Source organism: Thiohalorhabdus sp. Cl-TMA (assembly GCF_041821045.1).
Classification (GTDB): Bacteria; Pseudomonadota; Gammaproteobacteria; order Thiohalorhabdales; family Thiohalorhabdaceae; genus Thiohalorhabdus; species Thiohalorhabdus methylotropha.
In genome coordinates, this window is sequence record NZ_JBGUAW010000005.1 from 29,979 (window position 1) to 52,537 (window position 22,559).

The 22,559-nt window shown below is 63.7% G+C and carries 23 protein-coding genes; 13 read left to right on the plus strand and 10 right to left on the minus strand.

Annotated elements, in window-relative coordinates; all coding sequences use genetic code 11:
• The first annotated feature begins 31 nt into the window (after window positions 1–31).
• Both mtnA and ACERLL_RS07985 read left to right on the plus strand, forming a co-directional pair.
• Window positions 32–1,129 carry an S-methyl-5-thioribose-1-phosphate isomerase gene (gene mtnA / locus ACERLL_RS07980; protein WP_373655549.1) on the plus strand — a complete coding sequence of 366 codons (1,098 nt, stop codon included), beginning with the start codon at window positions 32–34 and terminating at the stop codon, window positions 1,127–1,129.
• Window positions 1,126–1,773, plus strand: coding sequence for a class II aldolase/adducin family protein (locus ACERLL_RS07985; protein WP_373655550.1), 648 nt, complete (start codon window positions 1,126–1,128; stop codon window positions 1,771–1,773). Before mtnA ends, ACERLL_RS07985 begins: the two co-directional genes overlap by 4 nt.
• Here ACERLL_RS07985 and ACERLL_RS07990 read toward each other — a convergent pair.
• Entirely contained in the window at window positions 1,770–3,029 is a 1,260-nt protein-coding gene (locus ACERLL_RS07990; RefSeq protein WP_373655551.1) for an EAL and HDOD domain-containing protein, read from the minus strand. The two genes, ACERLL_RS07985 and ACERLL_RS07990, sit on opposite strands and share 4 nt — an antisense overlap.
• Before the next feature lie 406 nt (window positions 3,030–3,435).
• Between ACERLL_RS07990 and ACERLL_RS07995 the strand changes: the two genes are divergently transcribed.
• Entirely contained in the window at window positions 3,436–4,488 is a 1,053-nt protein-coding gene (locus ACERLL_RS07995; protein ID WP_373655552.1) for a c-type cytochrome, read from the plus strand.
• Window positions 4,488–4,973: a DUF302 domain-containing protein gene (locus ACERLL_RS08000; RefSeq protein ID WP_373655553.1), complete on the plus strand. Its 486-nt coding sequence runs from the start codon at window positions 4,488–4,490 to the stop codon at window positions 4,971–4,973. The genes ACERLL_RS07995 and ACERLL_RS08000 overlap by 1 nt, the downstream gene beginning before the upstream one ends.
• 120 nt (window positions 4,974–5,093) lie before the next feature.
• Here ACERLL_RS08000 and ACERLL_RS08005 read toward each other — a convergent pair whose 3' ends face one another.
• Entirely contained in the window at window positions 5,094–5,498 is a 405-nt protein-coding gene (locus tag ACERLL_RS08005) for a DUF2069 domain-containing protein (protein ID WP_373655554.1), read from the minus strand.
• A gap of 473 nt (window positions 5,499–5,971) precedes the next feature.
• Here ACERLL_RS08005 and ACERLL_RS08010 point away from each other — a divergent pair, with 473 nt between their 5' ends.
• Together ACERLL_RS08010 and ACERLL_RS08015 are read left to right on the plus strand one after the other, a co-directional pair.
• Window positions 5,972–6,379 carry a hypothetical protein gene (locus ACERLL_RS08010; protein WP_373655555.1) on the plus strand — a complete coding sequence of 136 codons (408 nt, stop codon included), beginning with the start codon at window positions 5,972–5,974 and terminating at the stop codon, window positions 6,377–6,379.
• A gap of 102 nt (window positions 6,380–6,481) precedes the next feature.
• Window positions 6,482–7,276 (plus strand): LysM peptidoglycan-binding domain-containing protein, encoded by a 795-nt coding sequence (locus ACERLL_RS08015; RefSeq protein ID WP_373655556.1) that lies wholly within the window; start codon window positions 6,482–6,484, stop codon window positions 7,274–7,276.
• 85 nt (window positions 7,277–7,361) lie between these two features.
• Here the strand turns inward: ACERLL_RS08015 and ACERLL_RS08020 are convergent, their stop codons facing one another.
• The 3 genes from ACERLL_RS08020 to mobB form a co-directional block, all read right to left on the minus strand.
• A complete protein-coding gene (locus ACERLL_RS08020) occupies window positions 7,362–8,951 on the minus strand; it encodes a hypothetical protein (protein ID WP_373655557.1) in 1,590 nt (529 codons plus the stop codon).
• 133 nt (window positions 8,952–9,084) lie between these two features.
• Complete coding sequence (locus tag ACERLL_RS08025) at window positions 9,085–9,723, minus strand: CYTH domain-containing protein (RefSeq protein WP_373655558.1); 639 nt, start codon at window positions 9,721–9,723, stop codon at window positions 9,085–9,087.
• Window positions 9,717–10,283, minus strand: coding sequence for a molybdopterin-guanine dinucleotide biosynthesis protein B (gene mobB, locus ACERLL_RS08030; protein WP_373655559.1), 567 nt, complete (start codon window positions 10,281–10,283; stop codon window positions 9,717–9,719). The genes ACERLL_RS08025 and mobB overlap by 7 nt, the downstream gene beginning before the upstream one ends.
• Before the next feature lie 109 nt (window positions 10,284–10,392).
• Here mobB and ACERLL_RS08035 point away from each other — a divergent pair, with 109 nt between their 5' ends.
• Complete coding sequence (locus ACERLL_RS08035; protein ID WP_373655560.1) at window positions 10,393–10,836, plus strand: hypothetical protein; 444 nt, start codon at window positions 10,393–10,395, stop codon at window positions 10,834–10,836.
• A gap of 163 nt (window positions 10,837–10,999) precedes the next feature.
• The gene (locus ACERLL_RS08040) at window positions 11,000–11,491 is read left to right on the plus strand and encodes a GlcG/HbpS family heme-binding protein (protein ID WP_373655561.1); all 492 of its coding nucleotides are present in this window, start codon (window positions 11,000–11,002) and stop codon (window positions 11,489–11,491) included.
• Window positions 11,492–11,589: 98 nt separating this feature from the next.
• On the opposite strand, the gene ACERLL_RS08045 is transcribed toward ACERLL_RS08040, so the two are convergent.
• The 3 genes from ACERLL_RS08045 to ACERLL_RS08055 form a co-directional block, all read right to left on the minus strand.
• Window positions 11,590–12,525 carry a TDP-N-acetylfucosamine:lipid II N-acetylfucosaminyltransferase family protein gene (locus ACERLL_RS08045; RefSeq protein WP_373655562.1) on the minus strand — a complete coding sequence of 312 codons (936 nt, stop codon included), beginning with the start codon at window positions 12,523–12,525 and terminating at the stop codon, window positions 11,590–11,592.
• 279 nt (window positions 12,526–12,804) lie between these two features.
• The gene (locus ACERLL_RS08050; RefSeq protein ID WP_373655563.1) at window positions 12,805–13,959 is read right to left on the minus strand and encodes an ATP-grasp domain-containing protein; all 1,155 of its coding nucleotides are present in this window, start codon (window positions 13,957–13,959) and stop codon (window positions 12,805–12,807) included.
• Between the two features lie 31 nt (window positions 13,960–13,990).
• On the minus strand, window positions 13,991–15,076 hold the full coding sequence (locus tag ACERLL_RS08055; protein ID WP_373655564.1) for a DegT/DnrJ/EryC1/StrS family aminotransferase: 1,086 nt from the start codon (window positions 15,074–15,076) through the stop codon (window positions 13,991–13,993).
• A gap of 349 nt (window positions 15,077–15,425) precedes the next feature.
• On the opposite strand from ACERLL_RS08055, the gene ACERLL_RS08060 reads away from it, so the two are divergent.
• On the plus strand, window positions 15,426–16,502 hold the full coding sequence (locus tag ACERLL_RS08060) for a formyltransferase family protein (RefSeq protein ID WP_373655565.1): 1,077 nt from the start codon (window positions 15,426–15,428) through the stop codon (window positions 16,500–16,502).
• Window positions 16,503–16,540: 38 nt separating this feature from the next.
• Here the strand turns inward: ACERLL_RS08060 and ACERLL_RS08065 are convergent, their stop codons facing one another.
• Complete coding sequence (locus tag ACERLL_RS08065; RefSeq protein ID WP_373655566.1) at window positions 16,541–17,611, minus strand: hypothetical protein; 1,071 nt, start codon at window positions 17,609–17,611, stop codon at window positions 16,541–16,543.
• Window positions 17,612–17,902: 291 nt separating this feature from the next.
• Between ACERLL_RS08065 and ACERLL_RS08070 the strand changes: the two genes are divergently transcribed.
• From ACERLL_RS08070 to ACERLL_RS08080, 3 genes are all read left to right on the plus strand, one after another.
• On the plus strand, window positions 17,903–18,313 hold the full coding sequence (locus tag ACERLL_RS08070; RefSeq protein WP_373655567.1) for a PA2779 family protein: 411 nt from the start codon (window positions 17,903–17,905) through the stop codon (window positions 18,311–18,313).
• 12 nt (window positions 18,314–18,325) lie between these two features.
• A complete protein-coding gene (locus ACERLL_RS08075; protein ID WP_373655568.1) occupies window positions 18,326–19,255 on the plus strand; it encodes a PA2778 family cysteine peptidase in 930 nt (309 codons plus the stop codon).
• Between the two features lie 156 nt (window positions 19,256–19,411).
• Window positions 19,412–19,924 carry a superoxide dismutase family protein gene (locus ACERLL_RS08080; protein ID WP_373655569.1) on the plus strand — a complete coding sequence of 171 codons (513 nt, stop codon included), beginning with the start codon at window positions 19,412–19,414 and terminating at the stop codon, window positions 19,922–19,924.
• A 69-nt stretch (window positions 19,925–19,993) separates the two neighbouring features.
• Here the strand turns inward: ACERLL_RS08080 and ACERLL_RS08085 are convergent, their stop codons facing one another.
• The gene (locus ACERLL_RS08085) at window positions 19,994–20,695 is read right to left on the minus strand and encodes an arginyltransferase (RefSeq protein WP_373655570.1); all 702 of its coding nucleotides are present in this window, start codon (window positions 20,693–20,695) and stop codon (window positions 19,994–19,996) included.
• Between the two features lie 166 nt (window positions 20,696–20,861).
• Here ACERLL_RS08085 and ilvB point away from each other — a divergent pair, with 166 nt between their 5' ends.
• Window positions 20,862–22,550, plus strand: coding sequence for a biosynthetic-type acetolactate synthase large subunit (gene ilvB, locus ACERLL_RS08090; protein ID WP_373655571.1), 1,689 nt, complete (start codon window positions 20,862–20,864; stop codon window positions 22,548–22,550).
• The last annotated feature ends 9 nt before the right edge of the window (window positions 22,551–22,559 follow it).

Consider the following 22,559-nt stretch of genomic DNA (forward strand, 5'->3'; position numbering starts at 1 on the left):
CCGGGTCACGGCAACCGACAGGTCATCGCCCATGCGCGTGGACGGCGTACCCTATCGCACCATCTGGCTGGCGGAGGACGGCTGGTCGGTGGACATCATCGACCAGACCCGCCTGCCCTGGGAGTGGCGGGTCGCCCGCCTGGCCAGCATGGAGGCGGCCGCCGAGGCGATCCGGTCCATGCGGGTGCGTGGTGCGCCACTGATCGGCGCCACGGCCGCATACGGGCTTTGCCTGGCCCTGCGCGCCGATGCCTCCGACGCGGCCCTGGAGCGGGCCCATGATCAGCTGCTGGCGACGCGGCCCACGGCGGTGAACCTGCGCTGGGCCCTGGAGGCAATGCGGGAGCGGTTGGGGAGGCTGCCCCCCGCGGAACGGGTCGAAGCGGCCTATGCGCAGGCCTCGGAAATCGCCGAAGGGGAGGTGGAAACCTGCCGCTGGATCGGGGACCACGGCCTGGCGCTGATCGAGGCGGCGCACCGGGCCAAGGGGGAGGGACCGGTGAATGTCCTGACCCACTGCAATGCGGGCTGGCTGGCCTGCGTGGACTGGGGGACCGCCCTGGCGCCCATCTATCGGGCGCATGACGCCGGCATCCCGGTCCATGTCTGGGTGGACGAGACCCGGCCCCGCAACCAGGGGGCCGCCCTCACCGCCTGGGAGCTGGGCAGGCACGGCGTTCCGCATACCCTGGTGGCGGACAACGCTGGCGGTCACCTGATGCAGCACGGCCGGGTGGACCTCTGCCTCGTGGGCACGGATCGCACGACCCGAAGCGGCGATGTGGCCAACAAGATCGGTACCTACCTGAAGGCGCTGGCTGCCCGGGAAGCGCAGGTGCCCTTCTACGTGGCCCTGCCGGGGTCCACCATTGACTGGACGGTGGCGGACGGGCTGGCTGAAGTCCCCATCGAGGAGCGGAGCCAAGTGGAGGTGACCCATATTTCTGGCCGAGCCCGCGACGGCCTGGTGAGTTCCGTGGCCATCGCCCCCGAGGGCACGCCCGCGGTCAATCCGGCCTTCGACATCACGCCCGCCTCCCTGGTAACCGCGCTGGTCACCGAGCGCGGCGTCTGCGCGGCCTCGGAGGCTGGCCTCGCCGGCCTCTATCCCGAACGGTCGGCATCATGAGACATATCACTGCCCGCCGGTCCCTGGTGGCGGCCATGGACGAGCTGGGGCAGGCCGGCCTGAATCAGGGCGCCTCGGGCAATGTTGGCCTCCGGGTCCCCGGTGGACTGCTGATCACCCCTTCCGGCGTACCCTACGAGCAGCTGCGCCCCGGGGATCTGGTGGAACAGGACATGGAGGGCGGCGTGGTCCAGGGCCGCCTGCGTCCCTCCAGCGAATGGCGCTTCCATCGGGACATCCTGGCCGCCTATCCCGAAACCGATGCGGTGGTCCACGTTCACTCCCCCTACGCCACCGCGCTGGCCTGCCTGAACCGGCCCATTCCGGCCTTTCATTACATGGTGGCCGTGGCCGGGGGCATGGAGATTCCGTTGGCCCCTTACGCCACATTCGGCTCCCAGGAGCTTTCCGATCAGCTTCTCGCTGCCATGGGTGACCTGCGGGCCTGCCTGCTCGCGAACCACGGCTTAGTGGTCCGGGCGACCGGATTGGAGCAGGCCCTAGGCCTGGCCAGGGAAGTAGAGAATCTGGCCCGCCAGTACCTGCTCGCCCTGCAGGCCGGCGATCCCGTTCTTCTGGGCCTGGAGGAGATGGAGCGCGTGCTGGAGCGGTTCGCGGGGTACGGCCCGGGAGGCGGCGATTAGGTTCGGGACCTGGAATCGCCGTCGTCGTGATCCTGCCTATCCAGATCCTCCAGCTCCTCGAATTCCCTGGTGGCCTGCTCCTCGTAGGAATAGAGGTCGGCGTCCCGGAGCACGTAGAGGTTGTCCGGCTTCTTCCGCGGCAGGGCCCGCTTCTCGCGCAGCTCGATAATGGTGGTCAGGAGGTCGCCCAGGGGGCCGGAACGGCTCAACAGGGCATCGGCGATATCCGTATCCAAGCGGACCTCCTCCACCACCTGGCCCAGCGGCCTTTGCACCAGCGCCTCGATCAGGGAGAAGGCACCGGTGATGAAGGCGCTTTCCGCGAAGTAGGGGTCCTCGTCCATGTGGCCGGCGGCCAGCTCCATGAGCCGTCCGCGGATCACCGCCTCCTCCAGGAGGGGGTTGCGGATGTCGCCCCGTCCCGCCCCGGAGTAGAGCAGCAGCGCGATCCACTTGCGCAGATTGAACTTGCCCAGCAGGGCCAGCGCCTGCCGGATGGAGTGGATATCCTTGGCCCGGTGGAAAGCCGGTGAATTGATGAGCCGCAGGAGCTTGTAGCTGAGGTCCGGGTTTTCCTTGAAGGTGGCCTCGATCTCGTCGAATTCCGCCTCGCCGGAAACCTGCTTGTAGAGCGTGAGCAGGGCGGTCTGCTGCAGGGACAGGGACTCGGTGGTGATCTGCGATGGCCGGGCGAAAAAGGTGCCCTGGAACAGGTGGAATCCCCGATCCTGGGCCTCCTCGAACGCCTCCCGACTGTGCACGTTCTCGGCGATCAGGGTGGCCCCGTTGTCCGGCAGGGAGACCAGTAGATCGTCGAGTGCCTCGTCCCCGACCAGATTGAAATCCACCTTGATGTAGTCGACCACCTCGTAGAAGGGGCGGTATCCCGGGTCGGCGATCAGAAGACTGAGGGCCAGCCGGAAGCCCTTTCGCGAGGCGCCGAGGAGCTGGTCGATAAGCGCCTGGTCCGGCTCCACGGTCTGGACCAGCTCGAGCACGCACCGTTCGGCGGGGAGCAGATCGGCGAACCCCCGGCTGATGAATTCCGGCGAAACATGGATAAAGGCGGTGCGCCCCCCGAGCAGCTTACCGAATTCCGGGCTGTCGAGGGTATCCACCAGGGCGGTGGGCAGCTCCCGGGCCAGATGGGAGGCATCGGCCCCCGGGTTGTCCGGGTCGCGAAACTGTAGCTCGTACCCGAAGAGCTCCTGCTCCCGATCGAGCACCGGGTAACGGGCGATGTGGATCTGCTGCATCCGGGATGCTTTCTTAGTTGGGTCGTGGGGGTGGACCCGCTCCCCCGAGGGCTGGAGCGCATTCGCAGAGATCCGGCTCCAGCATGACCTGTAGGGGGTTCCCTTTCCGCCCGTAGAATACTAGGTCTTCCGCGCCGAAGGCTAGAGGGCTGTGGATGCCCGCCGGTACCCGGTCCGCTCCCCTTCCATGGTCGCCTGCAGGCTGTCCAGCGGCCTCTTCCGGGGGCTGCGAAGATTTCCTCCGGCCGATGGCTTTCTCCATTCCCGGTCGAATGGGAGAAAGATCCCCGAATCCGGGAGCCGTTTTTTCCTGGAAGACGGGTGCCCTTTTGATCGGGATCATTCTTTATAAGGAGGCGCTGAAGTACTATCGGGAGCGTGCCCAAGACCTTGTCAGGAGCCCGCCGTGCTTAAGCGCTGTATCCTCCTCCACTGCCTGTTCTTCGCGCTCTTCGGTTCCGGGCCGGTCCAGGCCGAACCCACGAATTCCCCCAGCGGCAAGCAGCTTTTCAGGGAGCATTGTGCCACCTGCCACGGGCCGTCGGGTCGGGGCGGGATCGGATTGCCCCTGCATCTGGAGGACTTCCTCCGCATCGCCGACCGGCAATACCTGATGGAGACCATCAAGCACGGCCGGCCCGGCCGGGTCATGCCCGGATTCGCACATCTCCTGACGCGGACCGAGCGGGGGCGGATCGCGGATTTCATCGAGGGATGGCAGAAAGGCCCGGAGGCGGAGCTGCCTGAAGTCGGAGAAGGGAGCGCCGACCACGGTGCCGAGCTGTTCGAGCGGAACTGCGCCGGATGCCACGGCTACAAGGGGCAGGGAGGCACCCAGCCCAAGGCCGCGCCGGGTCATATTACGGGCAAGAAGGCCGTGGTGCCGCCGGCGCTGAACAACTCCGGCTTCCTGGCGGCGGCCAGCGATGCCTTCATCAAGGCGACCATGCTGCGTGGCCGGGAGGGCACGCCCATGCGGGCCTATGGCGGAGCGGAGGAGCTTACCGACCAGCAGATGAACGATCTGGTGGCCTACATCCGTAGCTGGGGCCAGGGGGTGGACCCGCTCGCCAAGCCGGTAATCGAGGTGCGCTCCGATCTGCCCATGGACGAGCTCATCCCCATGCTCAAGATGTCCATCAACAGCCACAACTTCGTTTTCATCCGGCAGCAGACCCTCTACGAGGGTCTGCCGCCCGCGGCGAAAAAGCCCGACAGCCCCGTCCATATCCTGCAATTCTGCAGCTTCGGACTCCTCGACAAGGCGCTGAAGGTGGATGAGCGGGTGGGTGCCTTCCTGCCCTGCCAGATCAGCGTCTACCGGGAGGGCGGACGGACGGTCATGAGCGCCATCAATCCCAAGGCCCTGTCCCCGCTTTTCCATAAGCCGGAGCTGGAGCTGTTCTGCTCCCTGGTAAGCGAAAAATATCTCCGGATTATGCAGGAGGCGAACTTCTGATGGCGGCGCGCATCCTGACCGTACTGGCATTGCTTTTGACCGTTTCCCAGGCCGGGGCCGACCAGGCCCGCTCAAACTTCCTGGAGCGGGAGATCCCGGGCGCCCATGTGGGGCTGGTGCTCAACCACATCCAGGCCGCCATCCATGAAGCGGGCTTCACTTTCACGCGGATCCAGAACGTGGACCAGGGGCTGGCGGCCAAGGGATTCGACCGACCTCCCTACAAGATCGTTTTCTTCGGCGATCGGAAGGCCTTCGAGGAGGCACGCCGGATCGACCCCCGCGTCATTCCGTACCTGCCGCTCAAGATCACCATCTACGAGGGCGATGAAGGCGACACGCACCTCTCGGTCGTAAACCCGACGGTGGTGGGGCGGATGTTCAACCCCGGGCTTCAGGAGCAATTCCGGAACTGGTCCCGGGACATTTCCCGCATCCTGGATCAAACCGTACAAGAGGTCCGCGGCCGCACCTTCTCCCCCTAGCCGTGCTGCTCCGCCGGTACCGGTCCGCCGGGTTCCCGGCACTGTACGTGGTCGCTTCCCCGGGGATCCCGGACGGGGCCGTGTGCCGCCCGTCCTATTCTGGTCAAGTGTCAGAGAGGCTCAGTCCTTCCGCATCCCGGCCGTCGAATAGGCGTAGTACATGCATCCAGTCATGAGCAGGAGGCTGAGCACGCCCTGCAGCACTCCTCCCGCGAAATCCGCCGTCACCGTGAAATAGGGGGGAACCAGAAAACCATAGACGGTGAGGATGCTCCCGAGCAGATAGGGGAAGGGCAGAAAGCTTGCCCATTGCGCGGTCCGTCGCCGTCCGTGCAGCAGTCCGCGAAGGGGAAGCAGCAGGGGCAGGGTCTTTATGGTCATCCAGGCCGGATAGGGGCCGTGCGGACTCCACCAGAGGGCCCAGGCCATGGAATTCGCTATGAGGCCCAGCAGGCCGGCAACGGCGAGCCATTGCCACGTCTCGGCTGAAAGGCTGTGGGCGGGCTTGGCGAGGAGCTTGCGCATGTTGATTACCGGAGTTTTGGCGAAGGAGGGGCATAAAATGCTTGAAGGCCACTATAAGTAATTTTTAAAGGAATTATGTTCCCTGCGCATGAAATGTCCGTGTAGTGTTGACACTGCAATCCGGGCGGGCGTAATTTCGACTTCAAAAGCCCGCAAGGGTACGTCGTTTTGTCCGAATCTTCCTCGCCGTGGAGGACAGCGCCCGGCGCACATCCTGCTTCGGAAACGGGGCGGTATTCTGCCGGGCTTGTTTGGGGGGAGCAACCACAATGGGGAGGATTTGGATTCCGGAAAACGCAAGTCCTTAATCGACAGCGCGAAGGGCCTTGCTTTTGTTTTGTCGATGGGCATTTCCTCTTTAGGGGTACGCAAAGGAGGAGCTCGCCTGCCGAGAGGGTGCATCAAGGGCCTCATTCTTTGTTCTAGGGAGACGTCGTCTCCAAAAATGCAAACCTCGGGAAGGAGCAGGTTCCGTGATCCAGCAGAAGCCTTTTGCCAAGATGCTCGGTCTCGTTTTCGGTGGTGCACTGATTCTGGCGGGCTGCGCCGGGCAGGACGGCACCAAGATGGGGATGGCGGAGAAGGCCGAGCAGGCCGTCGCGAAGGCCGAGACCGCCGTGGAGAAAACCCGCACCGAAACCGATGGCTGGGGCCTGTGGAAGAGCACCAAGAAAATCCTGGGCAATGCCCGGGCCAGCCTGGAAAAGGGTGATTACAAGGCCGCCCTCGACGCTGCACGCCAGGCCCGCTTTCAAGCCAACAAAGGACTGGCCCAGTATCGCGAGGAGCAGGACCAGTTCCAGGTCGCCGCGAAGACCGCCAGCAATAGCGGCAATTTCAACGAAGCCAGCTGGGTCTCCGGCAAAACTTCCGGTGAGTGATTGGGAAAAGGGTGTCCTGAATTGGGCACCCGTTTCCTTTTTTGATAGGGTCATCGGCAACGCCGATTCCTAGAAACCACTCAGCGAGGAGTGTGCGGGCTTATGATCCGAGCGAACCGACTCCTGTATTTGGGCGGGATGGTGCTGGGGGCCTCCTTGGCCCTGGGTGGCTGCGCCTCCCAGCCAACCGAGGAAGCGCCTGCGGAGCAGGCCGAGATGAGCATGCAGGAAAAGGCTGCCCAGGCCGTTTCCGAGGCCGAAGCTGCGGTCAAGAAGACCCAGCAGGAAACGGATGATTGGGGGCTTTGGAAAAGCACTCTCGGTATCCTGAACAATGCCAAGAACAGCCTGGAGCAGGGTGACTACCAGGCGGCCATCGACGCGGCGGAGCAGGCCAAGTTCCAGGCCGAGAAGGGGCTCGAGCAGTACCAAGAAGAGCAGGAAGAGTACAAGAAGGCCGAGGAAGCGGCCAAGCAGCGCGGCGATTTCCCCGAGGAGGAATGGGTCGGCGCCGCCAAGGCCGGCCAGCAGGACGCCAGCCGGGACCGGGAAGGTGGTGATCGTATGGCCGGGGAGCGCAAATCCGTGGCCAACGGCACGCTGATCATCCAGTCCGATGACCAGGGCTTGTACAAGGTGGGCCGGGGAGACACGCTGTGGGATGTCGCATCCGCGGACGCCATCTACGGCAACCCCTTTGCCTGGCCCCTGATCTACAAGTTCAACAGCGGCAAGATCAACGATCCGGACCTGATCTTCCCGAGCCAGGAATTCGAGATCATGTGGAATGTGGATTCCGCCGCCTTCAACGCTGCGGTGCGCCACGCCAAGACCCGTGGCTCCTGGCGCCTGGGTGAGCCCGAGGCCTCCGACCTGGAGTATCTGGAGCAGAATTAGTACGGGAAGGGCTTCGGCACCAGGAAAAAAACGACGGCCTGTACGGGCCGTCGTTTTTTTGGTCATGCATTCCCGGCCGGGGCCCCTACGGCGTGTCCTTGAGCCGGACATGGACATGCTCGAAATGCACGCCGGGCTCCGCGAGCTGAATCATTTCCCCGAGCCGGTCCCGGTTGTCGATGCGGATATTGAACGGGGCCCCGGAACGGAAAAGGCCCGCGGGCATGAGCATGGATGTGGGCCCCTGCGACTGGGTCAGAAGCAGCACCGGCTGCTCCTGGAGCGCATTCCCCATGCTCCAGGAGATCCGGCACCAGCCGTCATGCAGGTGCCCCGGGAGGAGCTCCACACCCGCCTGTACCCCGCCCGATGCGGGAAGGTCCTGGTGCCAGCGGACCAAGCCTGCCTGCATGCGTGGCGTCGACGTATCCGGGCTTTCCTCCAGGTCGAGGATCAGGACTGGTTTGCCCACCAGCGTGCCACTTCCAACTCCCTGGCCGCGAAGCCGGATCCCCGCCTCGTCCCACTCCACGGCCTCCCAGCCTCCTGCCTCCGGGGTCGCGGAAGGATGGGCGAGGACCTCGCTCTGGAGGCGAACGTTGGCCTTCAGGGTGGCAGGGTCGCCGGACCGGCTCCAGCGACCCGCGAAGCAATGCCGGACGGCTTGTTCCATGCCCACCGCAACATGTACTGGCCTGGGGACGGGGAGCGGTGTTCTCCGCCGCCGGTTCCCCCTTCCCAGGATCCGCTCAAGGCGTTGCAGAAGGATGCGCCGCGGAGCCTCGGGCGTCTCCGCGAGGAGGGGGTGTAGCCGGGCTGGAGCCGCTCCGAGGTCCAGGTTCCGGCGAAGCTCCGTAAGCCGGGAAAGGGCCCGGCTGGCATCGATGATCCACCAATCCGGTGCGTGCGCCTTGGCGGTGGGCTTGCGGGGGTCCAGGCCGTCGGGCAGTACCGGCGGTTGATCCCCGGCGGCATCGAATACGAACCGGCCCCGGCGGCTTTCCACGTACGCGGATGGGGAGGCCGCGGGGAAAAGGAGTACATCCTCGCTGAGCAGTTGAAGGAACTGCTCCAGATGGGCGTGCAGCTCGCTTTCCCAGGCGTGGGGGTTGGTGGCGGCCTGCAGAAGGAGGCGGGCCGACGGCCGCAGCGGGGTGGTGGCGGTATCCCCTACCAGGGAGGGGCCGCGTACCGCGAAAAGATGTGCGGCCCCGGCGCCTCGGAAGGTGGCGAGAAAGCGGGCCCACCATTCCCTTGGCGGAATTCGGTTCTGATGCCAATGGGCCCGGAACAGGATCTGCATCAGCTCGAGCGCGTGGGTAGTGGCCTGGGCGAGCCGCCTGCGGCTTCGGCTGCGGATGGGCAGGATGCTGAAACCTTGTCGGGCCAGAAGCAGATAGGCATCGATGAAACGGTCCAGGCGCGCCGGCTCCGTGGGGCGGAAGGCCGCATAGAGCTTATCCAGGAACCGGAGCCGGAGGCTCCCGGGGATGTGCTGGAGAGCGGCTAGTCCCACCGGATCGGGCTCCTCGGGACCGAGGGGCCGCGAATCGGGATGCTCCCTTAGGACTTCCAGGTACCGGCCGAAACGGGGCTTCTCCGTTGGCGGCACGGGCTCCGGAAGGTCCTCGGACCATTCCAGGGGCAGGCGGGTATGGAGTGATGGAAGCGCCAACCGCTCCTCATGCCAGTAACGGGGAGAGCTTACCCGGCTTGGGCTCGAATCCGCAGCCGGACTGCGCGGCCGATTCTATCATTCCGGTAGGGGGTTCCCGGGAACGCTACTGGACATCCCGGGCCCGGGGCCTTCATTCGTTCGTGGACTGTCCGAGGCCGGCCAGGGCCAGCCCCCGGGAGAATTTGGTCCGGGCTCCTGGCTCCAACGGATATTTCGACTGTAGCGTGTTTATCAGCTCTTGCAGGGCCCCCAGGTAGCCGTCCTTCAGCTCGAGCTCCACCTCGCAGATAGGGTCCTCCCGGCCATCCGCGACAATGGTGCCTCGATCGGCCGCCCATTCCGCTGTTGTACCCCCTTCAAGCCGGAGGTCGCGAGCCCGGCGCACCATGTCCACCCGGAACAGGGTAATGAGCGGCAGGTCGCCCTGCAGGGCCCGCAGTCGTTGGATAAGCTCCGCATCCGCGAAGACCCCCAGATCGGGCTCCGGAGTGTCCACATGGGCCTCCCATTCCCGATGATGATGAAGGCCGTCCCCGGCATTCTCCCCGGCATCCGCCTTGACCGTCGCCACCCATCGGCTGCCCTCCCGGCGTACCCGGTATGCATAGCCTGCTTGCAGGAGGTGGAGGCCGGCGGTGTCAATGTAATCCGCGGTCATCTCGATCGTTCGCTCGGGACCCTCGGACAGGGAGCGAACTTCCGGTGCCCCGGCGATTTCCTCGAACCGCTCCTGGTGCGTGACCTGGAGCTTGAACTCCTGCTCTAGCATTGGGGGTCCTCCCCGAATACGCCGGCTCGAAGGCGGCCTTCCCGCATCTCTACCTGAATGCAAGCGGCCACCGTTTCGGGCCGATTGATATCCAGCAGGGGAAGGTTCCCGAAATCCAGTTCCGGAGGTGCATCCAGGGCCACCGCGATGATGCCCTCCAGCTCGGGATACAGGGCGGGCTGTCCGAGGGCGGGCCGGTGCACCTCGATCTTGGGGATGTCCTCTCCACGGAAGCCTTCCACCAGCACCAGGTCGAGCCGCCCGGGATCCAAACGTTCCAGCATTGCCGCCAGGGGAGCCTCTCCCTCCTCCGGCTCCTCGGTGAACAGCGCCCATCGCCTCGGAGAGGCGACCAGGGTCTGCGCGGCTCCGGCCTTGCGCAGGCGATAGCTGTCCTTGCCCGGGATGTCCGGGTCGAAGCCATGATGGGCATGCTTTACCAGTCCGACGCGCAGTCCCGCCTCCCGCAGGAGGGGAATCAAGCGGGTAAGGAGCGTGGTCTTGCCCGTGCCGCTATAGGCGACGAAGCCCAGTACGGGTTTCGGGAATGCGCCAATCATGGCTTCTCCTGGGTGAAACCGGTTGTCATTGGCCGAAAGACTCCACAGGATACCCGCCTGGATGCATCGGTTCGACCGTTTCCCGGGAAGGGATATCGGAGGGGAGGGTATGTACAAGCGTAAAGGGCGGATATTGTTCCTGGATCCGGAGCGGGGGGAGCTTTCCGGGATGGCGGCCGCCTGGGCCGGGTACCTCGGAGACGGATGGGTGGAGGCCGGGGCCGCGGCCTGGGAGGCCGAGCCGCCTTCCCCGAAGCGTCTGCTTCCACCGGATCTGCCCGGTCCCTTGCCCGAACCGGTTCCGTGGTCGTCCACCGAAGCGGCCGCGTGGGATCTGGTGGTGGCCCTCGCAGGACCCGAATGTCCTGATTGGACCGGCCTGCTCTCGGGGTACAGGCACAAGGTCTGGCGGCTCGGCGGGGAGTGCGGTCGGAACGGATCCGGCGCAGTGGACACGGCTGCATGCAGTCAAGAACTGCGAAGGCGAGTGCTGGGCCTGGTGGGCGGGTTCCGAATGAAGGCCCGTGAGGATGCCGGTCCCGGTGCGGAGTGACGCGGAGGTCTCCGCTCTCGCGGGCTTCGATTCTGGGAGAAGGAGCTCGATCGGAGGTGGGGTCTCCAGGTAGTGCCCCAGGCATCGGAATGCCTGCGGGCGGGCATGGAAGCAAAGGAGGATGGGTATGACCGAGAAAATCGGAAAGAGGATTTGGAAAGCGATGCTGGCCGCGTGCCTGCTGCTACCGTTCGGTGCACAGGCGCAAACGGCGGGACAGGACTTCATGTCGGTTAAGCGCATGTCCATGGAGCTTGCCCGGGACATTGCCCAGGCGGCGGTGAAGGCCTGCCGGGATAAGGGATATCAGGTCACCGCGGCAGTGGTGGATCGCAACGGGGATACCCAGGTGGTAATGCGGGATGTCTACGCCCCGGAGGTGAGCCTTCGAATCGCTAAACAGAAGGCCTATACCTCGGTAATGTTCTCCGTTTCCACCAAGGAGCTGGAAGCCAGTCGGCCCGAGGCCGGCAGCACCCTGAATCATGTCGAGGGTCTGCTGTTCGCGCGCGGAGCCCTACCCATCGAGATGGGCAGTGGGACCATGGTCGGCGCTGTCGGGGTTAGCGGAGCGCCGGGCGGGGATATCGATGAGGCCTGCGCGCAGAAAGGGCTCGATGCGGTGGCGGAGCGCCTGCAATTCGGAGGGATGTAACGGGCGAGCGGATTGAGCCCGGGAGCACAATGGGATATGCCCGGGAAGGGCTCGGGCTGCCCCATCCCGGGCCCGGAAGCGAGCGGGCCGCAAACGGGCTAGCCAATGGCGGTCGCGATAAAGTCGCGTGTTTTGCGAACCCCCGCCTCCCACCCCAGAATTTCCCGCAGGATGCTCCGGTTCTGCAGCACGCGCGACCAAGGCAGGTCGGAATCCAGTAGACCGGGGTCGGAAGCCAGCTCCTCCATGGAAAAGACCTGTATTCCGAGGCTTCTATAATACGCAAATAACGGGTTTTCCTCGTTGAGGAAAACCTTGGCGCCCAGGAAGAGCATCATGGCGATGTTTCCTGCCGCCTGCTGCCTGAAGTGGTTCATGATCACGTTGGAGCAGGGCCGTATAGCTTCCAGGTAACGGTCCGGCGGCAAGAACCGGCGCAGGGCCGCGAACCGTTCCCCCAGGGTGCTTCTTCCATACTTTTCAACGAATTCCGCGTAACATGCATTGCCGTAGCTGAGCGGGCAGATAACCCTCCGTTCCGTGCTGTCGATCTCTCCTATGAAATCGATGGCTTCCGCATGGTTATTGGAAAAAGCCGCGCTGTTTCCCAAAAGGATGTCGTTTCCGGACACTGCGTGGCAGCTTTCGGTACGGTCGAAAAAGCGGCCGTTCAGGCTGTAATTCCAGTCGAGGAAGCCGGGCCGCGGGTGCCCGATCCGTTCCACGACCATCCGGTACTCGGGACTGATTACCGGGGAGAAGAAATTGACTCGGCTCGCGGCCTCTTCCTTGGTGATCGAAGCCCCGCGGCAGGGGGTCAGCTTACGCAGATAGTGCTGCAAGTCCTGGCGAAGACCTCCGGGGCGGAGGCATTTCTCGAATATTGCCCGGGTCTTTTCGGTGAAGAGCTTATCGGCTCCCTCGGAAATCAGGTCGTAGTAATCGTAGCCCATTCCCACCCAGGCGAAATTCACCCCTGCCGGCGCCCGGCCGACCAGCTCCTTGTTGAAGGCATCCAGGGAGTGCAGGACCACCAGATCGTATTCCTGCAGTTGCTCCCCGAATTTTCTGTGCCTTAACCGGGCGGGGCCTATGGGCCGGACAGGCGCTTCCCGGATATATCGGGTCCTGTCCGTTCCGGCAGAAACCAGGAAACGGTTCGAATTCGGGGCAACCTCCTCGAAAAACCTGTAGGCCGAATCCAGGAACTTGTCGTCCGGGGACACATGCGCGATTCGGGGGCGTTCGGTCATGACCGGAAGGCTATGGGGGAGGCTCTTCAAAGAATTCGGTAGCTGCACGGTTTTCGCCGCTCAGTCCGTACATACTTCGATGTGGCTTTCCATATCGTCCATGAGCGACAGCATCTCCTCCATGTCGGAAAAACGCAGGATCGAGGTGCCCAAGGTATGATGAGCCCCTTGGAATGCGTTCACGCGGTCCCCGGCGGCCACCCACGGATCCCATTCGACGATTTTCTCTTCGAGCAAGCTGGATACGCGCAGCTCCCTGAATCTTCCCGGCCGTCGGGAATGGATAATGTAAGAGGACCAGAATCCGGATACCGGCCGGTTTTCCAGATCACTGCAATCCCGGCCCAAGGCCGCATCCACCGTATACTTGATCATGTCCACGCCGGTGGCGTACCGGGTGACCTCGGGGATCAGGTTCCCGCCGTTCCGGGGACCCACCTCGAGGAAGTACAGCTCACCGGTATCCGTGAAGACCAGCTCGATATTCAGCGCACCGTTCCGGAAGCCGATTGCATCCAGGAGGCGCTGCGTTTCCTTCTCCGCATGGGCCTGTTTCTGCGCCGTCAGGGTGGAAGGGAAGCTGATCCCGGCCGGAACGTTTCCGCTGCAGTTCGCGTCCACATGCTGATTGGACCAGCAGCAGAATCTCAGATCGCCGTCCACGACGAATGCGTCCGCATCGATCTGATATCCGCTTCTGGGGATTTCTTCCTCTATCACCACGCGCTCGGTGGGCGAGAACTCCGCCGCTTGGAAGAAGGCCTCCGCGAAAGCCGTGCGCTCCTTGAGGCGTGTCACTCCTTTACTTCCCGATGAGTCCGCCGGCTTGACGAAGGCGTCTCCCGGGATTTCGGAAAGGAATGCACCGGCCTCCCGGACATCCGAGAAGACTTCGCATTTCGGACTATTGAAACCATGGGCTTGCAAGAAATCCCGAAATTTCTTCTTGTCCGCCAGAGTGCTTACGGCTTCGTAAGGGTTTCCGGGGAGGCCCAGCTCTTCGGCCACAAAGGCGGCCGTGGGCGCCGCCGGGTCAGAGGCGTAGGCGACAATCCCGTCGATGCGTTTTTCCCGAGCCAGATGCAGCACTCCTTCATGATCCCGTGTGCTGAGGTTGTGGTACTCGTCCGCCACTGCGTGACCGGGGTTATCGGGCTTGAAATCCACGGTGATCACGTAATGGTTCTCGTTTTTCGCATATTCGATCGGCGGCATCTGGTTCCTGCTCCCGCCTAGGAATAGAATTTTACTCATTGCTCAATACCGTTTTTATGCGGTCGCAGATCGATTTCACCCGCGTTCTGCTCAGCCCGGGACTGATCGGGAGGCAAAGTGCCCGCCCGGCCTGTGCCGTCGCATTCGGGAGGTCGGTACCGGTCCGGAGGGGGGAGGTCTCATGTAGAGCTGGTGAAAAATAGGGCCGACATGCAATCCCATTTCCCGATAGGTATTTTTCTACTCTTTTCCGCTCGCTGACATCGCTCAAGAGTATCGGCGCGTACGCCCCATTTTTCGAAGCCTTTGGGCCCCATTCCTGAAACTCCACCCATCCTTGCAGCTCCCTTTCATAGGTTTCCAGTACCTCTTTCCGGGCGGCGAGAATGTCCGGAAGATCCTCCAGGACAGCCAGCCCCATGGCCGCGTGGAGCTCACTCATCTTCGCGTTGAGTCCGATTTCCTTGATTTCGCCGTTTCCCGGATCCAGTCCGAAATTGATAAGGCTTCGCGCCCGTTCCAGGGCCTGATCGTCCCAAAAGACGATCCCTCCGCCTTCGCCCGTATGGAATAGCTTGGTGGCGTGGAAGCTGAGGACCGAGGCATCCCCCCAGCGGAGGATGCTGTTTCCGTCGTAATCTATGCCAAAGGCATGCGCGGCATCGTAGATGACCGCGAGGTCCCTGTTTGCCGCGATTCGTTCTATCTCCTCCACATCGCAGGGATTTCCGTAAACGTGCACTGGGACTAGGGCCGAAGTGCCCGGGCCCGCATGCCCCCGGATCCGCTCCGGAGACAGGTTGAGGCTTTCCGGGTCGATATCCGCGAACCGGGGAGTGACCCCTTCGTTGCACAGGGCCGCACTGGTGGCAATAAAGGTGAACGGGGTCGTTACCGCCTCGTGACGCACGTTCAAGGCCTTAAGGGCCACTTGCAGTGCCAGCGTGCCGTTGGCCACCAGGAGCAGGTTGCGGATTCCCAGGAAGTCCTGAAGACGCTCCTCGAGCTCCCTGACTAGCGGTCCGTTATTGGAAAGGCGACCGGTTTCGTAGATCCGGTTCAGATAGCCATGGAATTTCTCGGGGTCCGGCAGATAGGGGCTGCCCACGGCGTTCATGGGTAGGTCCTTGCGATGCGGTTCAATCAAAAGGGGTGGTGAAGCTGACGCTTTTTTCCGAAGTCATCAGCCCCGCACGCGGAATCTCATTTTTTTGGCTTTTGTCGGGCGCCCGGAGCAGTTCCGCTTTCTGCTCTGTCCGAATGGGTCCCCGCCAGTATGTATCTTTACTTTTTGACGGTTGGATCGGGATGAACCCTGATTTCAAATTTATTTACAATGTTTTGGTGGGATGGAGGTTGATTCCACGGAAATTTGCACGTATTGGCTGGTATGGAGCTTCCGTTTCATCCACGGCGTGACTTCCTGCGTGTCTTCCGAAGTGCCGTGGCGGCAATGGGAGGTGGGCTTGTCAGGTGGTGATTCTCCCCGTGTCTTGCTGCTTACCCGGTGCAGTCCCTTCCAGGTGCCCATTTTCGAGGGCATCAACGAGGGCGGTGGTCGGGTAGAGGCGGTGGTTGAATATTCCTCCACCGGCCTGAGCCGTCCCGCCCTGTGGGTGCGGAGGACCAAGAGGGTATTCGGGGACAAATGGCCGATTCCCGCCGCACTGCGGCTTTCGGCGGCAGGCGAAGCCGAAGATCCCGTGGTCTCCGGGCTTATCGACAAGCTCGAGGTGGATCTAGTCGTGGTCTCCCGCTGGGACTTGCTTCCCCTGTCCTTCCTGGGCCGGTTTCCGCGGGGTGTGCTCAATACCCATATCTCGCTTCTTCCCGAGCTGCGCGGTAAGCATCCGATTCCCGGCGCGCTCCTGGCCGGAATGCGCAGGACCGGCGTCACCATTCATTTCCTGGACGCGGGAATCGATACGGGGGCGCCCCTTCTCCAGGAGCAGATTCCGATTCTTGAAGGGGATGGCCGGCGGGATCTGGAAATGCGGGCGGCTCAACGGATTCGGCCCATGTACAGCGAGGTGATCCGGGCCATGAAGGCCGGACGGTCTCCCGAAGGCGGGATGCGGTCCACCAATCTTCCCTGCCATTTCAGCTGGAAGCGACAAACGGGCTCCGAGCCGCCCGAGTCCTTACTGTTGGATTGGCGAGCACCATCCTGGTTCATTGCCCGGGTTGCCGAGCACCGGGACTGCCATATCCGATTCCGGGAACGGGACTACCCCATACGGTCGGTGGTAGATCGTGGGGAGCGGCCCGCTGGAAGTGGCGATCGGCCGGGCCGAGTCATTGCCGGGGCGGGAAGCCGGGTAACGGTGGTGACGGGGGAAGGGGCTGTGGACCTGGAATTGGCCCGTGGAGCCGGAGGAGGGGAGCCTGCTGCCCGACCGGAGCCTGGTGGGATTATTCCGAGCGGGAGATGGCCGCGGTGGCAGGAGTTCACTGCCTGGGTGGAGCGCCTGCCTGCATCGGTGAAGCTCCGCGAGCTTTTCTTGTTCTCCATGGATTTTTCCATGTGTGGCGCCTTCCTGTAAGAGGGAATCGTCCCGGAATGCCCACGGGACGGGGAAGTTTAAGAGAAGGCGGGTGCCCCGTTTTCCGGGAAATAGTATCCCTCGGGAAGTGAACGGCCGATTCTCCGGGACAGCCGGAGGTTGGCCTCCCGGAATCGCTCCAGCAGCCAGCCATAAACGGGATCGTCGGGATCCGGGCGCACCTCGTCGGTATCGGGAAGCCGGGCTCGGCTGCGTGCATCGGCCTCCGCGATCAGCATTCTCTTCCGCCGTACGTCTCCGTAGACATCGATATCCAAAAGGGTCCTGTCCCGCGCGTGCGCGGCGCTCTGACGGTGCAGGCTGGCGTGCTCGAAGAGCAGATTGCCGAAATCATGCCGCAATTCCCGGTTGAGGCGGAGCTTCTCGGCCAGCGCTTCCCGGGGCAGGGATGGGTTGTGATGCGCCAAGGGGGTGTCATGCTGTGCGATACCCAGGGATCGGGACAGATCCGCCACGATGGCCTCGCGCCCGTTTCGCCTCCGCAAAGCCCCGGACGCTTCCAGGTATTCCTCCAGGAAAGCCACTTCGATTCGTTCCGGACCAAAGGCTTGCGCATACGATTCGTACAGCTCGTCGTAGCACAGATCCAGAAAGAAATTGCGTTCCCTGAATTTGTATATATAGGAAAGAAAATCCTTCCAGGATAGGGGAAGCCCGTCCTTGACGTATTCGTTGTAAAGGGAGTGGAGCAGCGTGTCCTGCCGTCTCAGGGTGAACAGGATATTCGTATCCGGACCCAGAAGCGTCCGGAGCCTATGGGCACTGCGCCGTGTGTCGCTCATGTCGGCGGAAAAGCGGAAGGAGAGCCATTCCAGGGACACCCCGAAGGCCGCTTTCCCCGCACGCCGCGCTTCGGCCATTTCCGCTTCGATCTTTTTCCTCGCCTCCTGGCTTTCCCGTTCGAAAATTTCGCTCCGTCCGTAAAGGAGGAGGTGCTCGAAGATGCGCTCGAGCTCCTCGTCCGCGTAGCCGATCCCGCCGTCGGCGCCTACCCCCAGGTATGCGATTTCGGGGTGCTGGGCAAAGAAGTCCTTCTGCAGGGAGGTGGTCAGGGTTTTCGGTATCCCGATGTGGGCAAAGACCTGCATGTTCACCTCTTGTCGGCCTTTCGACGGGAGAGGGTGGGCGTCTTCGCGAAAGCGGTGTCTGTTTTTTTGAGCCTCAGTTACTCATCACGGCGGGGGAGCCACCGGCTGTCAAGGCGGATCCTCCTCGGGCAAGAAGACGGAGGCGGGGTGTCGCCAGGGATGGACCGGTGGGCGGCTGTGCTCTCCTTGTCCGGGAGTGCTTTTGTCCCTAGTGTCGAAGTAAGGGCCTGTAAGCGTTACGCAAGCCGTTCAGGCACCGTAAATCTCTCGTCCAAGCCAAGGGGGTCACTCATGCAGCGCGTAGAGAAATTGGGGCCTGTACTGGCCATGCCGCTCGCCGTGCTGGTCGTGCTGCTGTCCATGCCGATGGGGGTGGTGAAGGCGGGTCTGGTATCCACGGAACAAGTGGTGAAGGACGCCCGGTTGGTGGAGAAGCGGGCGCGCGTGCAGGCTTTCCTGGCCCGGAGCGATGTCCGGCAGCAGCTGGAGCGGTGGGGAGTGAGCCCCAAGGAAGCCTCTTCCCGGGTGGACAGCCTCACCGACTCCGAGGTGAGGCGCCTTGCCGGGGCGCTGGAGCGGGAGCCCGCGGGCGGCGATGCCCTGGGGACCCTGGTGGGCGGAGCCATTTTCGTCTTCATCCTGCTGCTCATTACCGATATCGCCGGGCTCACCGACGTTTTCCCCTTCGTCAAGAAGCCGTAGCGGAGGCCGGTCTTGCGGAGGGCGTGTGCCCTGTTGCTCGCGGCCATGCTGTCCGCGTGCGCACATCTTGAAAGCGAAGGGCTTCGCGAGGATTCGGGCACCCTTCCGGAACGCTCGGAGGTGGTCGGGGTACCGTTCTATCCCCAGCAGGAACATTACTGCGGCCCGGCGTCCTTGGCTATGGTGCTCTCCTGGTCGGGGGAAAAAGTGGCGCAGGAAAAAGTGGCCCCCCAGGTTTTCACACCGGGGCGTGCGGGCAGCTTCCGGACCGATATTATCGCCGCGGCCAGGCGCCACGGGCGCCTGGCGGTTCCCGTCCGGGAGCTGCAAGGGGTGCTGGCCGAGCTGGGTGCCGGCCATCCCGTGCTCGTTTTCCAGAACCTCGGCCTGGATTGGTGGCCGCGTTGGCATTTTGCGGTGGCCATCGGCTATGACCTGTCACGCGGAACGGTCATCCTTCACACGGGGCGGACGCCGGCGCGGGAAGTGGCGCTGGCCACCTTCGAGCGGACCTGGGACCGCGGGGGAAGCTGGGCGCTGGTGGTGCTTCCGCCCGGAGACCTGCCGGCGGGCAAAGGGCCCCTGGATGTTCTGGAGGCCGCCGTCGGTTTTGAACGTACCGGCAAGGACAAGGCGTCGGAGCGTGTCTATGCCGCGGTCACCCGTCGCTGGCCCGGGCAGCTCGGGGGGTGGATGGGGCTGGGAAACAGCCGTTATCGGCGGGGCGACCTGGAAGGCGCGGAGAAAGCCTTCCGCGGCGCCCTGCGCCAGCATCCCCGCGCGGCAGCGGCCTGGAACAATCTCGCGGTGGTCCTCAAGGAACGGGGCCGCCGGGAGGCGGCCCGGGATGCGGCCCTGGCCGCCGTCCGGTTCGGAGAGGAGGAACGGGACACGTACCGGCGCACCCTGGAGGAGATCGGGGGGCTGGAAGGGGCGCCATAGAGCCCGGCCCAGCGGCGTAAGGGGTGCTCCTATCCGGCTGTACACGGGTGGACGGGAAGTCTTACGTTGGGCCGGAAGATCCTATGGCATCCACTTCCAGCGAGCGTCCGGGAGTCCGTCCGGCTGAGGCGCTTCCGGGCATTAGGAGGCACGATCATGGCACGTGCGGTCCCGGGATTGTCCGCTGCGGTCCTGCTTCTGTGCGGGCTTGTGGCTGCTGGCCAAGCCCTGGCCGAAGAGGCCACCGCTCAGCTCGAGAACAAGGACGGCGAGGAGGTTGGTGAGGTAACGTTGGAGGAGAGTCCGCACGGCGTCCTCGTCCATGCCGAGCTCGACGGAATGCCCGAGGGCACCCATGCCTTCCACATCCACGAAAAGGGCAAATGCAAGCCGCCGTTCAAGTCCGCCGGCGGGCATTACAATCCGAAAGACCACCAGCACGGCTTCATGAACGAGGACGGCTACCACGCCGGGGACATGCCCAATATCTACGTGCCCGATTCGGGCGAGCTGGAAGCGGTCATCTTCAATCCGAAGGTATCCATGAACGACGAGCTGCTCGACGATAATGGGGCGGCCGTGGTGATCCACGAAGGCGCCGACGACTACATGACCGATCCCGCCGGAGATGCAGGCCCCCGGATCGCCTGCGGCGTGATCGAGCAGTAACGGTCCGGAGCGGGGCCGCCCGGCGGTCCCCGTTTCATACCGGACGACACGACCCTGCCCGGTTCGTCGCTATTCCTCCGCTTCCAGCTCCCGCCAGAAGCTTCCCGTCCAGACCTCCGCCGGCCGGAACCGGTTCTTGTAAGCCATCTTGGCGCATTCCCGGATCCAATAGCCGAGATACACGTGGGGATAGCCCGCCTCCCGGGCATGGTCGATCTGCCACAGGATGGCGTAGGTCCCCAGCGAGCGCCGTTCGGCCGTGGGCTCGAAGAACGTGTACATGGCCGAGAGTCCGGTTGGCAGGAAATCCGTGATGGCCACCGCCAGCAGCCGGTTGTCCGGATCCCGCATTTCCACCAGACGCGTATCCACCGGCGAGCTCAGGCAGGCGCGCTCGAAGTCTTCCGGGTCCTGGAAATCCATTTCCCCGCCCGGATGCCGGGCCTTCTGGTAGCGGCGATAGAGATCAAAATGGTCCGGATCGAGTTCCGCGGGCCGGATATTGACCTGAATGTCCGCATTCCGCCGCCAGATGCGCCGCTGGCTGCGATCGGACCGAAACCGTTCGGAGGGAATGCGCAGGGATTCGCAGGCGCTGCAGGCCGGACAGTGCGGCCGGTACAGCCTCGGGCCGCTGCGGCGGAATCCGTAACGGATCAGCTCCCCGTACAGGCGGCTGTCAACGGGCACTCCCGGATCGTAAACGGCGGAAACCGCCGTCCGGTCAGGAAGGTAAGGGCAGTCATAGGGGAAAGTGGCGTATAATGTCATGCCTTCGGCCGGCGAATGGGGCTAGATTGACACCCTGGCGGTCCGGGCCTAGGGTGCGTAAAATACGGAATTTTCCTGTCTACCAGCAGACCATGATAACGCAGTAGCGGCTACCAGGTGGCGGCCCTCGCGCAGCCATCTTCAAGTCTATACACAGGAGCGAGCCTTGAAGCTCACTGGCGCAGAAATCGTCGTCCGATGCTTGCAGGAAGAGGGAGTGGATACGGTCTTCGGGTACCCCGGCGGCGCCGTACTCCACGTATACGATGCCCTGTTCAAGCAGGATCGAGTGCGCCACGTATTGGTTCGCCACGAGCAGGGGGCCATTCATGCCGCCGAGGGCTACTCCCAGGCCACCGGAAAGGTGGGCGTGGGGCTGGTGACCTCCGGCCCGGGGGCCACCAACGCCGTCACCGGTCTGGCCACCGCCTACATGGACTCGGTGCCCCTGGTGGTGATTACCGGGCAGGTGCCCACCTCCCTGATCGGTAACGACGCCTTTCAGGAGGCGGATAACGTCGGCATTACCCGGCCCTGCACCAAGCACAACTTCCTGGTCAGCGAGGTCAGCGAGCTGGCCTCCACCATCAAGAAGGCCTTCTATATCGCGTCCACGGGCCGTCCCGGGCCGGTGGTGGTGGATATCCCCAAGGACATCACCGCCGCCGAGTGCGAGTTCGAATACCCCCAGGAAGTGCATATGCGCTCCTACAACCCGACCATCAAGGGGCATTCGGGCCAGATCAAGAAGGCCGTGGAGCTCATGCGCAACGCCGAGCGGCCCATGGTCTACACCGGCGGCGGCGTGGTGCTCGGCGATGCCGCCGAGGAGCTGACCCGGCTCGTGCGCAAGCTCAATTTCCCCATCACCAACACCCTGATGGGGCTGGGCGGATATCCGGGAGACGATCCGCAGTTCGTGGGCATGCTGGGTATGCACGGCACCTATGAGGCCAATATGGCCATCACCCACTGTGACGTGCTGGTGGCCATCGGTGCCCGATTCGACGACCGGGTGACCGGCAAGATTGAGCGCTTCGCGCCGCATGCCAAGATCGTCCACGTGGATATCGATCCCGCCAGCATTTCCAAGAACGTGGAGGTGGATGTTCCCATCGTGGGCCATGTGCAGTCGGTCCTGGAAGAGATGGGCCAGGTTGTGGACCGCGAAGGTCCGGGAGACCTGGAGCGCCTCCGCCCCTGGTGGGACCAGATCAACGAGTGGCGCGGCCGGGACTGCCTCCAGTACGACCGCGAAAGCGGTCTGATCAAACCGCAGTTCGTGCTCGAGAAGCTCTACGAGGTGACGGAGGGCAATGCCATCGTCACCTCCGATGTGGGCCAGCACCAGATGTGGGCGGCGCAGTTCTACCACTTCAAGCGTCCGCGCCAGTGGCTGAACTCCGGCGGCCTCGGGACCATGGGCTACGGCCTGCCCGCCGCCCTCGGCGCGCAGATGGCCTATCCGGACGCGGCGGTGGCCTGCGTCACCGGGGAGGGCAGCATCCAGATGAACATCCAGGAGCTTTCCACCGCCAAGCAGTACCGTTTGCCCGTGAAGGTAATCAACCTGAACAACGGCTACCTGGGCATGGTGCGCCAGTGGCAGGAGCTGTTCTACGAGAGCCGCTACGCGGAGTCCTATGTGGACGCCCTCCCGGATTTCGTGGCTTTGGCGGAATCCTACGGCCACGTGGGCCTGCGCACCGACAAGCCCGGTGACGTGGAAGGCATGCTCCGCGAGGCCATGAGCACCGACCGGCTGGTGTTCCTGGACTTCGTGGTGGATCCGGCGGAGAACGTCTATCCCATGGTTCCGGCCGGTGCGGGCCTGGACGAGATGGTCCTGGTTTGAGGGGCGCCC

Coding starts and splice junctions, on each gene's coding strand:
- mtnA (WP_373655549.1), top strand. CDS start 32: ATGCGCGTGGACGGCGTACCCTATCGCACCATCTGGCTGGCGGAGGAC.
- ACERLL_RS07985 (WP_373655550.1), top strand. CDS start 1,126: ATGAGACATATCACTGCCCGCCGGTCCCTGGTGGCGGCCATGGACGAG.
- ACERLL_RS07990 (WP_373655551.1), bottom strand. CDS start 3,029: ATGCAGCAGATCCACATCGCCCGTTACCCGGTGCTCGATCGGGAGCAG.
- ACERLL_RS08000 (WP_373655553.1), top strand. CDS start 4,488: ATGGCGGCGCGCATCCTGACCGTACTGGCATTGCTTTTGACCGTTTCC.
- ACERLL_RS08005 (WP_373655554.1), bottom strand. CDS start 5,498: ATGCGCAAGCTCCTCGCCAAGCCCGCCCACAGCCTTTCAGCCGAGACG.
- ACERLL_RS08015 (WP_373655556.1), top strand. CDS start 6,482: ATGATCCGAGCGAACCGACTCCTGTATTTGGGCGGGATGGTGCTGGGG.
- ACERLL_RS08025 (WP_373655558.1), bottom strand. CDS start 9,723: ATGCTAGAGCAGGAGTTCAAGCTCCAGGTCACGCACCAGGAGCGGTTC.
- mobB (WP_373655559.1), bottom strand. CDS start 10,283: ATGATTGGCGCATTCCCGAAACCCGTACTGGGCTTCGTCGCCTATAGC.
- ACERLL_RS08035 (WP_373655560.1), top strand. CDS start 10,393: ATGTACAAGCGTAAAGGGCGGATATTGTTCCTGGATCCGGAGCGGGGG.
- ACERLL_RS08040 (WP_373655561.1), top strand. CDS start 11,000: ATGCTGGCCGCGTGCCTGCTGCTACCGTTCGGTGCACAGGCGCAAACG.
- ACERLL_RS08050 (WP_373655563.1), bottom strand. CDS start 13,959: ATGCCGCCGATCGAATATGCGAAAAACGAGAACCATTACGTGATCACC.
- ACERLL_RS08055 (WP_373655564.1), bottom strand. CDS start 15,076: ATGAACGCCGTGGGCAGCCCCTATCTGCCGGACCCCGAGAAATTCCAT.
- ACERLL_RS08065 (WP_373655566.1), bottom strand. CDS start 17,611: ATGCAGGTCTTTGCCCACATCGGGATACCGAAAACCCTGACCACCTCC.
- ACERLL_RS08070 (WP_373655567.1), top strand. CDS start 17,903: ATGCAGCGCGTAGAGAAATTGGGGCCTGTACTGGCCATGCCGCTCGCC.
- ACERLL_RS08080 (WP_373655569.1), top strand. CDS start 19,412: ATGGCACGTGCGGTCCCGGGATTGTCCGCTGCGGTCCTGCTTCTGTGC.
- ACERLL_RS08085 (WP_373655570.1), bottom strand. CDS start 20,695: ATGACATTATACGCCACTTTCCCCTATGACTGCCCTTACCTTCCTGAC.